At 56.8% G+C, this 13,718-nt stretch carries 12 protein-coding genes; 4 read left to right on the top strand and 8 right to left on the bottom strand.

What is annotated here, in order from left to right:
- Positions 1–41: 41 nt before the first annotated feature.
- From JJO78_RS02790 to JJO78_RS02755, 8 genes are all read right to left on the bottom strand, one after another.
- Positions 42–965: a catechol 2,3-dioxygenase gene (locus JJO78_RS02790; RefSeq protein WP_075195487.1), complete on the bottom strand. Its 924-nt coding sequence runs from the start codon at positions 963–965 to the stop codon at positions 42–44.
- A gap of 5 nt (positions 966–970) precedes the next feature.
- Positions 971–1,306 (bottom strand): 2Fe-2S iron-sulfur cluster-binding protein, encoded by a 336-nt coding sequence (locus tag JJO78_RS02785; RefSeq protein WP_041333564.1) that lies wholly within the window; start codon positions 1,304–1,306, stop codon positions 971–973.
- Positions 1,307–1,319: 13 nt separating this feature from the next.
- Positions 1,320–2,381 carry an NADH:ubiquinone reductase (Na(+)-transporting) subunit F gene (locus tag JJO78_RS02780; RefSeq protein ID WP_041333561.1) on the bottom strand — a complete coding sequence of 354 codons (1,062 nt, stop codon included), beginning with the start codon at positions 2,379–2,381 and terminating at the stop codon, positions 1,320–1,322.
- A gap of 10 nt (positions 2,382–2,391) precedes the next feature.
- Positions 2,392–2,751, bottom strand: coding sequence for a phenol hydroxylase subunit P4 (locus JJO78_RS02775; RefSeq protein WP_041336570.1), 360 nt, complete (start codon positions 2,749–2,751; stop codon positions 2,392–2,394).
- 67 nt (positions 2,752–2,818) lie between these two features.
- The gene (locus tag JJO78_RS02770) at positions 2,819–4,366 is read right to left on the bottom strand and encodes an aromatic/alkene/methane monooxygenase hydroxylase/oxygenase subunit alpha (protein WP_075195488.1); all 1,548 of its coding nucleotides are present in this window, start codon (positions 4,364–4,366) and stop codon (positions 2,819–2,821) included.
- A 14-nt stretch (positions 4,367–4,380) separates the two neighbouring features.
- Complete coding sequence (locus JJO78_RS02765; protein WP_041333559.1) at positions 4,381–4,650, bottom strand: MmoB/DmpM family protein; 270 nt, start codon at positions 4,648–4,650, stop codon at positions 4,381–4,383.
- On the bottom strand, positions 4,647–5,648 hold the full coding sequence (locus JJO78_RS02760; protein WP_041333558.1) for an aromatic/alkene monooxygenase hydroxylase subunit beta: 1,002 nt from the start codon (positions 5,646–5,648) through the stop codon (positions 4,647–4,649). Before JJO78_RS02760 ends, JJO78_RS02765 begins: the two co-directional genes overlap by 4 nt.
- Before the next feature lie 48 nt (positions 5,649–5,696).
- A complete protein-coding gene (locus tag JJO78_RS02755; protein WP_041333555.1) occupies positions 5,697–5,948 on the bottom strand; it encodes a phenol hydroxylase subunit in 252 nt (83 codons plus the stop codon).
- A gap of 381 nt (positions 5,949–6,329) precedes the next feature.
- Between JJO78_RS02755 and JJO78_RS02750 the strand changes: the two genes are divergently transcribed.
- From JJO78_RS02750 to JJO78_RS02735, 4 genes are all read left to right on the top strand, one after another.
- Positions 6,330–8,036 carry a sigma-54-dependent Fis family transcriptional regulator gene (locus tag JJO78_RS02750; protein ID WP_075195489.1) on the top strand — a complete coding sequence of 569 codons (1,707 nt, stop codon included), beginning with the start codon at positions 6,330–6,332 and terminating at the stop codon, positions 8,034–8,036.
- A gap of 258 nt (positions 8,037–8,294) precedes the next feature.
- Positions 8,295–9,284 carry a WD40/YVTN/BNR-like repeat-containing protein gene (locus JJO78_RS02745; RefSeq protein WP_041333553.1) on the top strand — a complete coding sequence of 330 codons (990 nt, stop codon included), beginning with the start codon at positions 8,295–8,297 and terminating at the stop codon, positions 9,282–9,284.
- Between the two features lie 11 nt (positions 9,285–9,295).
- Positions 9,296–11,761, top strand: coding sequence for an efflux RND transporter permease subunit (locus tag JJO78_RS02740; protein ID WP_075195490.1), 2,466 nt, complete (start codon positions 9,296–9,298; stop codon positions 11,759–11,761).
- 43 nt (positions 11,762–11,804) lie between these two features.
- Positions 11,805–13,706 carry a DUF1302 family protein gene (locus JJO78_RS02735; protein WP_075195491.1) on the top strand — a complete coding sequence of 634 codons (1,902 nt, stop codon included), beginning with the start codon at positions 11,805–11,807 and terminating at the stop codon, positions 13,704–13,706.
- The last annotated feature ends 12 nt before the right edge of the window (positions 13,707–13,718 follow it).

Raw genomic sequence — 13,718 nt, 5'->3', positions numbered from 1 at the left:
TGCCTATCCTGTTAAATTAGCCCTGTTGAGTCGGATATCAATCAGGTCAGAACCGTCAGGAACCGTTCGTTCAGTACCCGGTCGTGGTAGAAGATGGCCTTACCCAACTGCTCGGCCTGCCAAGTCACCGGTTTGTGATCCGGGTAGATGTAGTCACCACCACAGAACACCTCATTACGGTTACCGGACGGGTCGAAGAAGTAGATAGTCTTGCCGTGGGTCAGGCCGTGACGAGTCGGGCCGATATCGATGGAGGTATCAGTCATGGAGATCAGGTCCGCGGCGCGCAGTACGTCTTCCCAAGTCTCCAGGAAGAAAGAGGCGTGGTGGAACTTGCCCTTCTCCTCGTGGTGAATGAAGGCAATGTCGTGCTCCTTCATGGACACGGTCAGGAACTGGGCAATACGAGTGCCGTCGCCATCCAGAACCTGCTCTGCGAGATGGAACCCGAGCACGTTCACGAAGATGTCGTACACCGCCGCCAGTTCAGGCCCGTAAAACAGACAGTGATCAAACCGAACGGCCTTCATACCGTCCAGGCCACGGGGCCATGCTTCAGGGTTAACGTTATTGATGCCCCATTTGCCGGTGTAGAGCTTGTCGGCATAGAGTTCGAAGGCGTGACCGGAAGGCACGGTAAAACGAACCCGGCGGCCACAGTCTTTCAGATCACCTTCGGGAACCTGCTCAACATCAACGCCGAAGTCCACCAGGTCTTTCTCCAATTGAACCAGAGCGGCTTCGTCCACAACCTTAAAGCCCATAAAGTCACAGCCAGGCTCGTCCGCCTCGCGAAGTACCACGGAAAACTTGTCCACTTCGGTCCAGGCTTTGAGATACACACGGCCCTGGTCGTCGCGGTCGGTTTCGATAAGACCCATCAGGTCCGTGTAGTGTTTGACGGCTTCATCCATATCGAGAACACGGATCTGGACGTGGCCGGGACGCATTACACCTTTTTTCATGACAGTTACCTCAACGCTGTTGTTTTTGTCTGCTTGCTTGCGAGACCGGGCTGCGATGGCGGCCGGCACTCGATGGTCAAATCAGTCAGGGGATACACCCGGCAGGCCAGGACCTCCCTTTTTTTCAGGGCTTCCGGCGGAACATGGACCTTGCTCATCTTTCCGCACTCGAACTCTCCTGCCAGAACCTGGATCTTGCAGTAGCCACAGCCACCGCCCCGGCAGCCCACGGGCACGCACTTCATGCCCCGTTGTTCCATGGCCTTGAGCACACTCTGGCCTGCCTCGCACTCAAAGGACTTGCCGCTGCACTGCTCGGTAATCCGATAGACCTGAGCCATGCTTCACCTCCGGTCAGATCTTCTTGAACAGGGCCGAGCGCTGGGTTTCTTCCGCGCCGTCTGCCGCTGTCAGGAACTTCTCCATGAAGATGTCCCGCTCAAACAACCGGCCCTGCATCAATGCGGTAATCGCGGCATCGATCATCGGCGGCGGCCCGCACAGATAGGCCTTGTGCTCGGCAAAACGACCACCGAAGTGTTCCCTGGCCGCATCGTGTACATAGCCCCTGAATCCAGACCACTCACCGTCTTCGTCCGCCTGGCTCAGCGCCGGTACGTAGGTGAAGTTGTCGTTGTCCCGGGCCAGGCCTTCGAACAGCTCGCGGTTGTAGAGCTCGGCAAGGTTACGGGCGCCCTGGAACAGGGTGATCTGGCGGTCGTCGCCCTGCTCCAGCAGGTCAATGATCATGGATTGCGGGCTGGAGAGACCGGAGCCGCCGGCAATGAAAATCAGGTTGCCGGGCTGCGAACTGCGCACGAAGAACTGGCCGTATGGACCTGACAGATGCAGTTGCTCACCCACGTTCAGTTGCTGGTGAATGTAGGTGGTTGCGGCACCCCCCTCGACCAGTCGCACATGAAGCTCTACCTCACCCGCCTTGCTCGGCGGATTGGCCAGGGAGAACGCCCTCGCGCCATCCACACCGGGCAGTTCGATATTGATGTACTGGCCGGCCTGGAAGGTCATCTGGCGGTCCAGCTTCAGATGGATGCCCTTGATGGTTGGAGACAACTCGACGATGTCTGTGACGGTTGCGGTGTAGTCCTCCACCGGATAGCCCTCGAAGTCTTCGTCGACATCGATATCCGCCTCGATGGTGACGTCGCTTTCAACTGTGGCACAGCAGGCCAGCACCTTGCCTTCGTCCCGTTCCACATCCATCAGGGCAAACGGCGAGGCATCGCCGATTTCAACATCGCCCTCGATGACCTGGACCTTGCAGGTGGCACAGGTGCCATGGCCGCAGGCAAAAGGCAGCCAGACACCCTGGCGCAGGGCGGCGGCAAGGATGGTCTGGCCATCCTCGACCTCGATCTGCTCACCAATGGGTTCGATAGTAACGGTGTGACTCATAGCGCTACCCTCAGAATCCGGCGCCGGCAAGGCCGTTAAGGCCCGGCGTGGTTACCGTCAGCATGCTCTTGTGATCGATGCCGTTGTCTATAAGGCTGGCATCTGCATCCGGCGTAAACGGTTCATCATTCAGCAGCCACTGCGCCGCCAGGAAGTCAGCGTTCGCTGCATCCGGATGGGATGCCGTGGCCGGTTTCAGGATCTCTTCAACCATGGCTCCGAAGGTCATGTCCGGTTGCACCAGCAGGGCAAACGGAGCACAGAACATCAGATGATTCGGCCAGAGCACATACAGCAACTGCATGCCGTTGAAGTTCTCGACCTTATCCCGTGGTTCAAACTTGTAGTCGTATAAAGCGTTAACACTCATGGTGGTCACCTTGTTGTTTTTTGCGGGCGAATCACCCGGCGTCAGATGACACCGGGTAATCTCCGTATCAGGCCGCGTCCTGCTTGGACCCTTCAGCCTTGTCATCAGACGACTTGCCCTTGATGGACAACCAGCGTTTGTGGTCCGGCGAGCCGACATACTCGAAATTGTCCTCGCCAATATTGATGTGGTAGTACTTCTGAACCACCGTCTCGACGTCGCCGCCTTCACAGTTGCCCTGGTAGATCTGGTGTACCGGCAACCACGCCTGAACGTACTTCTCCGGCTCGTGCTTGAAGATGTCGCAGCAGGCTTCCGAGCAGAAGTGGTAACGCTCACCTTCGTAGTTCATCTGGCGGTGGCTGAGCTTGGTGGGCTCGCCCATCTCGGTAAACAGCGTCGGCACCTGGCATACCTGGCACAGTTGCGGCAGGGTGTTGTTGTAGAAGCGGCGGCCTTCAGCATGCTCTTTGGCCCAATGCTCGTAGCGCGGGCGGTAGTACTTGTCGAAAGTCTCCGGGTACTTCTCGGACATCCAGTCCATTTCTTCCTTGCCGGGAATCCAGGTATGGAAGTTGGTGGCCTGACTGTACTGGTAGAACGTGCCCCATAGCTGATGGCTGATGTGGTGCTTGGCATCGTTGGCCACATCCTGATATTTGGGCGGGCGGATGCCGTAGCGCTCAAGGTCTTTGAACAGGGCGCCGCCGTTTTGCTCGTAATACACTTCCCAGGCTTCCGACCAGGACATGACCTTGTTCGGCAGCATGTAGTCCATCATCATGCTGACCAGGCTCAGCAGGCGGAAACCGCGCCAGAACCATTTGTCGATCCAGCGCTGGACGATGGGCACGTTGTCCTCGTGCTGCTCGAGGATGAACTTGATCACCTCAAGACCCAGGGTCATGTGCCGCGCTTCGTCGGACTGCGCCGAGAAACCGAAGGTGACGGTGGCCATGTCGCCGTTGTAGGCAGCGCCGGACATGAACGGCACGAACAAAAGGTTAGTCAGCACATACTCGAAGGAGAACGAGATCGCGGTCAGGAACTCGAACGGACCGGCCGAACGGGCATCATCGAAGAACGACTTGGGCACCGACAGGAACCACACCCGGTCGTGCATGTAAGCCGCATCGTGCAGGCCATTAAAATGCTTGTTGTAATGGCTCATCGCATGCTGCTGGGTCTGGGAGTGGCGCAGCTCATCAATCGCCTGCATCTGACAGGCAACACGCGCCCCGGCCCCACTGAACTGGCGACCCACTTTGGCGTAGCCCTGGAAAGCCGCGTGTTCCAGGGGCGACACACCGGTCAGGAACAGTTTCAGCGCATTCACATAACGGGCGTCCGAGATGTTCTGGTGGCCGTTGTTCTGGGCAAAGGCATCGAAAATGGCGTACAGCTTTTTCTCTTTTTCAGCCTGGTACTTCCAGTAGGCGTCCATGGTCAGACGGAACGGATCTTCCCATTGGGACCAATCGGTAATCTTGATACCTTCAAAGTCCTCGTCCGGGAAAATGTCCTTCTTCTTTTGATAGGTTGGTTCCCAGGCCATGTCCCGGGTCAGGTACTGGTACTTGTCCTTGAGATTCAGCTTCTTGTTTTTAACAGCCATGATAAGTCTCCCAATTAGGTCCACTGAAGAATGAAGTGGTCGTCGTCTTCGTCGACATTGCCGCCGATACTGATCACGTCGATGAGCATTTCCTGAACATCCCATTCGCGACCGAGCTTCTCTTCCATCGTTTCCCGGTTGATCACCAGGCGCTTCTCGGCCTGGATCCGGATCATTGCCGGCTGGTGCTGAACTTCCGCTTCCGGATTGTCTTCGGCGATGGCTTCCACCAGGTAGCGGGCGTTGTCGTTGTCCTGAAAGGCAATAAATACGAGCTGGCTCATGCGGATACTCCCTGGCTCTGCAGCTGGAATTTCTTGAGACGGGTGGAGAGTTGAGCCCGGGTTTCATCCAGGGCCTCAATGCCGGTGCTGGCCTCGGCCAGGGGCTTGAGTGCGCTGTACACCTGAGGTTCCCACTGATCGATCCAGGCCTGGAGCTGTTCGCGGTTGGCATCGCTTTCCGCTGCCACAACCTTGATCATGGCGTTGGTCCAGCGCAGGGATTCCTTGTACCAGTCCCGCATGAATTCGGTGAGCATGGAAACATCTTCGGCATCCTGCTCGCCCAGCCACTGGTCCATCCTCTCGTACACCAGGGGAAACAGCAGGCCATCCACCAGCACGTTCTGGACCAGCGTCAACTCGAACCAGTCATCCACCACCAGGGTGTCTTCCACCAGCTTGCGCATTGGCTGCCACAGCTCGTCATCCATCCAGTAGCACTTGGATTCGTCCAGTGCTGCACCGGTACTGCCATCCAGCATCAGGGCAATTCGAGACAGGTACTGGCCAATGCCCAGGCGATCCATGGCGGTATATATGTGCATCTGCGAGACCGTCGTGGCGTTAACATCGCCCGCGATCTTGCTGTTGTTCATGTTGGCACCCAGCTCCACGTGGCGCAGAGGCACCAGCAACCTCAGGATCTGCTTCTGAGTGGCTTCGGGAAGTCGGGTCAGCAGATTGCGCTTTTCGCAGAACCCGAAGCTGGTCTCCGCGGCCTCCTGCATCTTGGCCCGGTTACCAACATAGGCGCCGTAGTAGAACTGGCGGGGATCGGTGACGGCGTACCAGTCTTCCATGCGGATCGACGTGCGTGTGGGGTCGTTCAGCGTGTGCTTTGAATCCCACAGCGGGCGGTAGTGAAAGTTGGTTTTGGCTTCCAGGTCATAGCTGGCTTCCTGGTAGCGGGAGGCCGGCTTGTCGCCGAAGCGACGGGCGATGTGCCCGTATGTCTGGCGGATGGGTTCCACCGAATTGGTTTTGATCTCAATGCTCATATCAACTTACCGTTTGTTGTTTTGAGTGGATGATCGATTTGGTGACGTTCAGCGGTGACCCTTCTCGCCGAAGCGCCACTTGACCATGTCCGCATCAATCTCGCGGATCATGTCGGAATCCATGTGAACGACATTGTTGTGCTTGCAGAAGATTTCGAACGCTTCGCGGGGAAGGACAAGCTCAACAAACAGTTCGGGATGTCCGATGGCAAAATCGAACTCTACGAATCTGTCCTCTGGCCCACTTCGGACCCGGATGTAGCGGGTCAGCTCGTCGAAGCTTTTTGCATGCTCAGTCATCGTTGACACCCTTGTGTTTGTTATGGGTTGCCACAGCTGGAGCAACCGCTGTGCCAAGCATCGAAACCTGCCGTCAATAAAAACCCAGACTTCTGTTTTAAAAGGCTTTATATAGAAAGGCGGGCGCTGATACAGAGTGGATTATCGAAGGGTGAGATCAGGAAGCCAGACGAATTTTTCATCATTTGATCAACATGAAATCGTGATCTGAGCAAATGCTCAGATCAGCAGCCAACCGTGACTTTCGCCTGAAATTTCATCATTTGATTGATTTGTGACAAGGATAGGGTGTTATATGAAAAAGGCGGCGTTCGGCTGCCTTCGCGCTGGACGACCTTTCCAGGACGCGACCCCATACAATTACAAACGGGGCTCCTGAGTATGGCTATTACCTACAAACCACAATTGCAGTATGTGGATTTTCAGGATCTTACGGAGCAGATCCGGTTCCAGAGCACGGAAGGCAAAATCTGGTTTGGCGAGCAACGCATGCTACTGATGCAAGTCAGTGCCATGGCCGCCTTTCGTCGCGAAATGGTGAATACCATGGGTATTGAGCGCGCGAAGGGCTTTCTCCTGCGCCTGGGATACCAGTCCGGACTGAAAGACGCCGAACTGGCCCGGAAGCTTCGCCCGCACTGCAGTGAACTCGACATCTTTCTCGCTGGCCCCCAACTGCATTCACTCAAGGGCATGGTCAAAGTCGTTCCCATGGAGATCGACATTGATCACGACTCCGGCAGCTTCTATGGCGAGCTGGAATGGGTTGATTCGTTTGAAGTGGATATCTGCCAGACAGAACTTGGGCAGATGGATGAACCGGTCTGCTGGTCACTGCTTGGATACGCCTGCGCCTACACCTCCTCGTTTATGGGCCGGGAAATCATCTTTCGCGAGGTCAGCTGCCGTGGCTGTGGTGACGAAAAATGCATGATCGTGGGCAAGCCTGCCGAGGAATGGGAGGACGCCGCCGAATTTGCCCAATACTTCAAGGCAGACACCATCATGGAAGAACTGTATGACCTCCAGAGCCAAGTCAGTTCTTTACGCAGCAGCCTCGAAAAGCAGGAGGGGCAGTATTACGGCATAGGCCAGTCCGCCTCCTACAACAAGGTCTGCAAGATGATCGACAAGGCCGCTCTGGGTAAAGTGTCGGTCTTATTGCTAGGCGAAACCGGCGTAGGCAAGGAAGTGATTGCCCGCAGCGTTCACCTTCGCAGTGAACGAGCCGAACAACCCTTTATCGCGGTCAATTGCGCCGCTATTCCCCCGGACCTGATCGAAGCGGAACTGTTTGGCGTGGAAAAAGGCGCCTACACCGGTGCCAACCAGTCCCGGCCGGGCCGGTTTGAACGAGCCAACACCGGCACCATTTTTCTCGACGAGGTGGTTGAGCTCACGCCCCGGGCTCAGGCCACACTGCTGAGGGTGCTGCAGGAAGGGGAGTTGGAGCGCGTGGGTGACAACCGCACACGGGCGGTCGATGTCCGGGTTATTGCGGCTACCAACGAAAGCCTTGAAAAAGCCGTGGAAGAGGGCCGTTTCCGCTCTGATCTGTTTTATCGCCTCAATGTCTTCCCCGTGAAAATTCCGCCGCTCAGGGAACGGCTGGAAGACCTGCCGCTGCTGGCCGAACATTTCCTCAATAAATTCCACTCTGAGTATAACAAGCGCACGCTCGGGCTCTCCGACAAGGCCCTTGAACTCTGCCTGCACTACCATTGGCCGGGAAATATCCGGGAGCTTGAAAACGTTATCGAGCGTGGCGTCATCCTGACCGACAACAATGAGTCCATCAGCCGCGAATCCCTGTTTGCAGGTGTTCCCGAGCCGCAACCTAGCCAGCCCCAGGGTATTGTCGACAGCCACGGACAACTTGTTGAAAAGACATCTGAAACGTCCAGGGGCGACTGGGCCAGCCAGATACTGGGCAATGGCATCGGCCTGGACGATGTCGAGGAAACGCTGATGCGGCGTGCCATGGAAGAGGCCAACCAGAACGTTTCCGGCGCAGCGCGTATCCTTGGTCTGAGCCGCCCCGCTCTCGCCTACCGGCTCAAGAAATCCGGCATTCTCGCCGAAAGCTGAACCACAACCGTCGCGCCATGACAGGGATGTCCACGGTTCGTTTTCTGGTTTGACGATATCAACAAACGCCCCACCCGTTTCATCATTTGATAAATCTCAATCCTATTAACTGCCCCACCAAACTTCCCTAAAGCTCTCTAAAACCGTCACCTTCACCATTAAATACAGACAGTTAACAGCGCGAAAACGTGCATGGCACACGCGTTGCTAAATCACCGTCAGTCGCGTTATCCACAAAAACAAAGACGGTGACATAAAATGCGAAATGCCCCCCTGCGCAAATGGCGCACTACCGGCGCAGCCGTATCGCTGGTCGGATTGTTTTCGGTTCTGTTAACGGGTTGCGAAGCGCCCCTGGATCTTGACGCGGTTCGAGATCAGTCGGGACAGGCCGTTAAACGGACCGATTTCTATCAAGCCATTGCTCGCAATGACGAGGTTATCGTGCTGACTGGCAACAACGGTGTTGTGTTGGTCAGCTCAGACAACGGAGAAAGCTGGAAACGGCAGACGCCAACGTCGGAAAGCTTCCTTGCGTTGGACGTATGCCCGGACAACAGCTTTATTGCGCTGACGTTCAACAACGAAATCTGGCATGGCGATACCAGCGGAGATAACTGGACGGCGCATTCCCTGCCCAGCCAGGAACAGATGATGACCGCCGCTTGCGCTCCGGACGGCAACTGGTGGGCAGCAGGTGCTTTCACCACTATTCAGGGCAGCGCTGACCAGGGTGAGACCTGGACTGAGACTTCACTCAACGAAGACGCCATCCTCAACAACCTCCAGTTCATCGATGCCGACCATGCTTTCATAACCGGTGAGTATGGCCTGGTACTCAAAACCACGGACGGCGGAGAGAACTGGGACTATGCCGGCTACCTTCCGGATGAGTTTTACGCCCATTCCAGCTATTTCCGTTCAGACAATGAAGGTTGGGTTGGCGGCCTGAACGGTTTCATCTACCACACCGCCGACGGCGGAGAGAACTGGGAGAAATCCCCCACCGGCATCAACGCCCCGATATTCGGTTTCGTTGCCGGCCCTTCAGGGTTATACGCCCTGGCGGATAACGCCACCGTATTGCAGCAGACGGGGCGATCCTGGCAGAAGATCTCCGCGTCCGACCAACCCCTGTATTTGCGTACCGGCCTGATTCTCCCCGACCACCGACTACTCGCCGCTGGTGGCCGTGGCCTGCTGCTGAACCTTGAAACTCCCGTGGCCCACTCGGCCAGCACTGACTGAGGAACTCCGCCATGCCTGGACTGCATCGATTCACCCATCTCCTGCATTCGCTGGAGCTATGGATCTTCAACAACCCGCGCAAGGTATTGAGCGTGATCGCCATCCTCACGCTGGCGTTCGCCCTGCGTATCCCCGGGCTGAAAATCTACACCGACTTCGCCGACCTGCTGCCGCAGCAACATCCCTATATCGAACTGCACAACAGCATCAAGGACAGCTTTGGCGGCGCCAACGTTCTTACGGTGGGTGTCGAATTCGAAGATGGCGACATTTTTACCAACGAGAATCTCGCCAAGATCGACCGAATCACCCAGGCCGTGGACAACCTGCCCGGGGTTAACCACAACCTTGTGTCCAGCGTGACTCACCGGAATTCCCGCAAAATCTGGCTTACGGAAGTCGGCAGCATCAACTCGGAACCCTACTACGACTCCACCTCCGGCGAGTACTCACGGGAAGCACTGGCTGCCATGAAAGCCGATGTGGCGGCCAACCCACGGGTGTACGGCCCCCTTGTGTCTCCAGATATGAAAATGGCCCTGGTCAAGGCGCAACTGATTGAAGGCAAGCTGGATTACGAAAAGACGTTTGCACAGTTACAACAGCTGCGTGAAGCGGAGGAAAGCGCGGGAGTCAGGATCTACGCCACGGGACAGCCAGTCCTGGTGGGGTGGGCCTACACGTACATGGAGCAGATCCTCCAGATCTTTATTTTCACCGTAATCACCATGCTGGCCTTACTCGTTTTCCATTTCCGCAAGGCCTACGGTGTGCTGATCCCCCTGGGCGGCGTTTTGGTCTCCACGATCTGGGGGCTTGGGATCATCAGCCTGCTCGGTTACAACCTGGATCCGCTCGGGCTGGTGATCCCCTTTTTGATTGCAGCCAGGGCGATGAGCCATGGCGTACAGCTCGTTGAACGCTACTATGCGGAAACCCGCGAACTGGGTAGTGGCCCCAAAGCCGCAAAAGCGACCTTTGACAGTCTTTTCCGCCCTGGTTCCCTGGGTGTTGTGTCGGATGCTATTGGCCTGTCGCTCATTGCCATCGGGTCCATTCCGTTGAATACCCATCTGGGCATCTATGCTTCCCTTTGGGCGATCACTGTTGTGTTCACGGTGCTGATCGGCGTGCCACTTCTGTTATCCATTCTGCCAACGCCCAAAGACCCGAACCTGCGCGAAACCGCCCTGCGCCATATCGGCGCCAGTTGCTCACGCACGGTTGCACGGCCAGGCGCGGCGAAAGTGGTGCTGAGTGTCGCGGCACTGGCGATGGCCGCAGGACTATTAGCGGCGTCCAACGTGCAGATTGGCGACTCGGAGCCAGGCTCTCCCATCCTGTATCCCGACCACGACTACAACGTTTCTTCCCGCGTGGTGAATGAGCGCTTCCCGGGCTCCGAGGAGCTCTACATCGTGGCGGAAACCGAAGAGAAAGGGGGCCTGAAACGTCCGGAGGTACTGGCTGCCCTTTCTGATCTGCAATCCCACATGCTGAAGGACCCGGAAGTGGGCGGCAGCAAAGGCCTGCCCGACCTCGTTAAGCAAGTTAACCGCCTGATGCACAACGACGACCCCCGTTGGTACCAGATTCCTCACGATGCGGGCTATGTCGGCGGGCTGATGTTTACCTACATGGCCTCCAGCCCGATTCCCGGGGCCCTTGATGAATTCAACGACACCGACGACCGCGTTGCCAACTTGGTGTTCTATTACAAGGACCGCCAGGGCGAGACCATCCGCCGTGCCATTCACATGGCCAAGGAATGGATCGCGGAGAACGGTGACAGCGTTGAGGGCCTGACCATCAAACTCGCGGGGGGAACCCTTGGTGTTGCCGCCGCAATGAACGAATCAGCCTTCGAGACCAATGTCATTGTTCTGCCACTGGTTTTCCTGCTGATCTTTGCCTTTGTCATGCTGTTCTACACCTCATTACACGCCGGGCTGATGATGCTGTTGGCGATGATTTTCGCAACCACTCTCACCTACGCCTATATGGGCTTTAATGCGCTCAATATTGACATCAATACCGTGCCGGTGATTGCCGTGGGTATCGGCGTCGGCATCGATTATTCCATCTACATGATGGACCGGATACGGGAAGAAATGGCCCGACTTGGCAACCTGAGGGACGCCGTCAGGCGAGCCATATCCACCACCGGCATGGCCATCAGTTTCACCGCGCTGACGTTGATGGCGGGCATCATCATGTGGGTCATTTTCTCAGACCTCCGATTCCAGTCTGATGCAGCATTGCTGCTGTGCGTCATGATCGTGATCAACGGCATCGCGGCCATGCTTCTGGTGCCTTCCTGGGTACTGGTCTTCAAGCCTCGCTTTGTTACCGATGTTTACGCCGACGAAGACGGCATTCTCCATGCTGATCGTCATCCACCAACACCATCTCCATCGTCCGGTTCCCCACGGGAACAAGAGGATGGGTTCGTGCCGGGAGAGCCGTACCGGGCCTGAGCCCGGTAGGACACTCCACTAAAACCTGTAACGAGGACATGCCATGCAAACAACAATAAAAGGCCTGAGGCTCTGGTGCTATACCCTTGCGGGAAGTGCCGGCCTGGCGCTGTTACCAATCAACTCCGCCGTCGCCCAGGAAGATACCCGGGTAAACGGCTTCTACGAGAATGCAACCTACGGCCGGGATGGCGTAGGGCTTTCAAAATTCCGCAACACACTACAGCTGGAAGCAGAGAAACGGGCTGGAGATGTCGGCATTTTCAGTAATGTCTCCGTCAACGCCACGCTCCGTGGTAGCTATGACGGTGTTTACGACCTTAATGATGACGAATACGGCCGCAATGCCGGTGGACCGGTCCGCCTGGAAAACCGGGCAGCGGGACCCAACGCCACCGTGCCCCACGGTGGCGGCCTGAAGCTGCCGAACTCCTTCAGTGAAGCGAACAACCCCAACGAAGGCATGATCGTGTTGGGTGAAAACCTGCATGATACCGACGGCGGTGTAGCCTTCGGCGTGCCGGTTCGCCCCTGTGACGAGGACGAACGAGGGTGTATCGACGGTTATTTGGACAAAGACACCAACGACATGCGATTCCAGGAGTTCAACGACCGCGCCGATTTCATCCGCGAACTCTACGTGGATTTCGATTACAACTTCTCGAACGGTAATATCCTCAGCACCCGATTGGGCAAGCAGCAAGTCATCTGGGGACGTACCGACCTTTTTCGGGTGTTGGATGTGATCAACCCGGTGGATTACTCCCGCAACAATATCTACGACGAACTGGAAGACATCCGGATTCCCATGTGGATACTCCGGACCGACTACCGCATGGGGCCAACCGAGGTGTTCGATGGCCTCGCCTTCGACGACCTTAATTTCCAGCTGGTATGGAACTTCGACAAGTTCCGCCCGCACGATATCGGCCAGTGCGGTCAGCCCAACGTTATTCTCGATGCCGGCTGCTTCTTCCGCGGCATGAACAGCCTCTGGGAAAATGGTGGCACAGTGGCCAACTTCGCAGGCGGCGAAGCGGCAACGGATTTCGGCCCCGGCCAGATCGGTATCCGCGAAGCGCACATGCCAAGCTGGAGCCTGGCGAATACCCAGGTCGGCCTCAAGATGGAAGGCGTTTATGGTGATCTGGGCTTCTCGCTCAACGCCCTGACCTATCGCTCCCAACTGCCCTCTCTTCGGGGCGGTATTCCCGCACAAAACGGCTTTACCGGTGAAACCGGTATATGGCCAAGCCTGATTGCCTTCGATATCCACTTCCCGAGGGTCAACCTGTTCGGTGGCTCCCTGGATTATTACGCCCAGAGTGTTGATACCGTCCTCAGGCTTGAAGCGGCCTATACCACCGGCGAGGAATTCGCCAATACGCTGGAGGAAGATCTCTACTCCGAGAGCGACGTGGTTCGCTACGTGGTCGGCGCTGACAAGAACATCTTCATTCCCCTCCTGAACGAACACCAGGCATTCCTGTTCTCCGGCCAGGTATTCGGTCAGCACATCCTGGATCACGAGCGCGAGCAGCGTCGGTTTGGTGAAGCCGGTATTCCCGACTGGAAAGAAAACTGGACAGGCACCCTGCTGATCAAAGGCTTCTACATGAATGGCCGCCTCAGCCCGCAGATCATCACCGCACATGATTTCCGAGCCGGGGCAACCGCGATCGCGCCGTCTGTTGAGTGGCTGGTCAGTGACAACTTCCGTGTCACGGCCGGTGCAAACATCAAGGTGGGTACCGGCGCGCGCAAATTCGATGACTGCCGTAGCTGCAACCCCTGGGATCCGTTCACCGCCACCTATCCGGGGCAACCGGCCGGGGAGTCTGCCGGCCTGGGTGGATACGAGCCGCTGGGCCGCTTCCAATCTGGCCCCATTGGAATGGCTCAGGAAGAAGACGAGCTTCAACTGACCATGCGTTACAGCTTCTGATATAGAGGAAAC

It is taken from the genome of Marinobacter sp. DS40M6, from assembly GCF_028581595.1.
GTDB classification, from domain to species: Bacteria; Pseudomonadota; Gammaproteobacteria; order Pseudomonadales; family Oleiphilaceae; genus Marinobacter; species Marinobacter salarius.
The sequence above is the reverse complement of the archived record's forward strand: the minus strand, read 5'-3'. Positions and strand labels throughout refer to the sequence as shown.

Excerpts from the sequence above, each read along its gene's own strand:
- JJO78_RS02735 (WP_075195491.1), top strand. The coding sequence starts at position 11,805 with ATGCAAACAACAATAAAAGGCCTGAGGCTCTGGTGCTATACCCTTGCG.
- JJO78_RS02740 (WP_075195490.1), top strand. The coding sequence starts at position 9,296 with ATGCCTGGACTGCATCGATTCACCCATCTCCTGCATTCGCTGGAGCTA.
- JJO78_RS02765 (WP_041333559.1), bottom strand. The coding sequence starts at position 4,650 with ATGAGCCAGCTCGTATTTATTGCCTTTCAGGACAACGACAACGCCCGC.
- JJO78_RS02785 (WP_041333564.1), bottom strand. The coding sequence starts at position 1,306 with ATGGCTCAGGTCTATCGGATTACCGAGCAGTGCAGCGGCAAGTCCTTT.
- JJO78_RS02750 (WP_075195489.1), top strand. The coding sequence starts at position 6,330 with ATGGCTATTACCTACAAACCACAATTGCAGTATGTGGATTTTCAGGAT.
- JJO78_RS02745 (WP_041333553.1), top strand. The coding sequence starts at position 8,295 with ATGCGAAATGCCCCCCTGCGCAAATGGCGCACTACCGGCGCAGCCGTA.
- JJO78_RS02775 (WP_041336570.1), bottom strand. The coding sequence starts at position 2,751 with ATGAGTGTTAACGCTTTATACGACTACAAGTTTGAACCACGGGATAAG.
- JJO78_RS02790 (WP_075195487.1), bottom strand. The coding sequence starts at position 965 with ATGAAAAAAGGTGTAATGCGTCCCGGCCACGTCCAGATCCGTGTTCTC.
- JJO78_RS02760 (WP_041333558.1), bottom strand. The coding sequence starts at position 5,648 with ATGAGCATTGAGATCAAAACCAATTCGGTGGAACCCATCCGCCAGACA.
- JJO78_RS02780 (WP_041333561.1), bottom strand. The coding sequence starts at position 2,381 with ATGAGTCACACCGTTACTATCGAACCCATTGGTGAGCAGATCGAGGTC.
- JJO78_RS02755 (WP_041333555.1), bottom strand. The coding sequence starts at position 5,948 with ATGACTGAGCATGCAAAAAGCTTCGACGAGCTGACCCGCTACATCCGG.
- JJO78_RS02770 (WP_075195488.1), bottom strand. The coding sequence starts at position 4,366 with ATGGCTGTTAAAAACAAGAAGCTGAATCTCAAGGACAAGTACCAGTAC.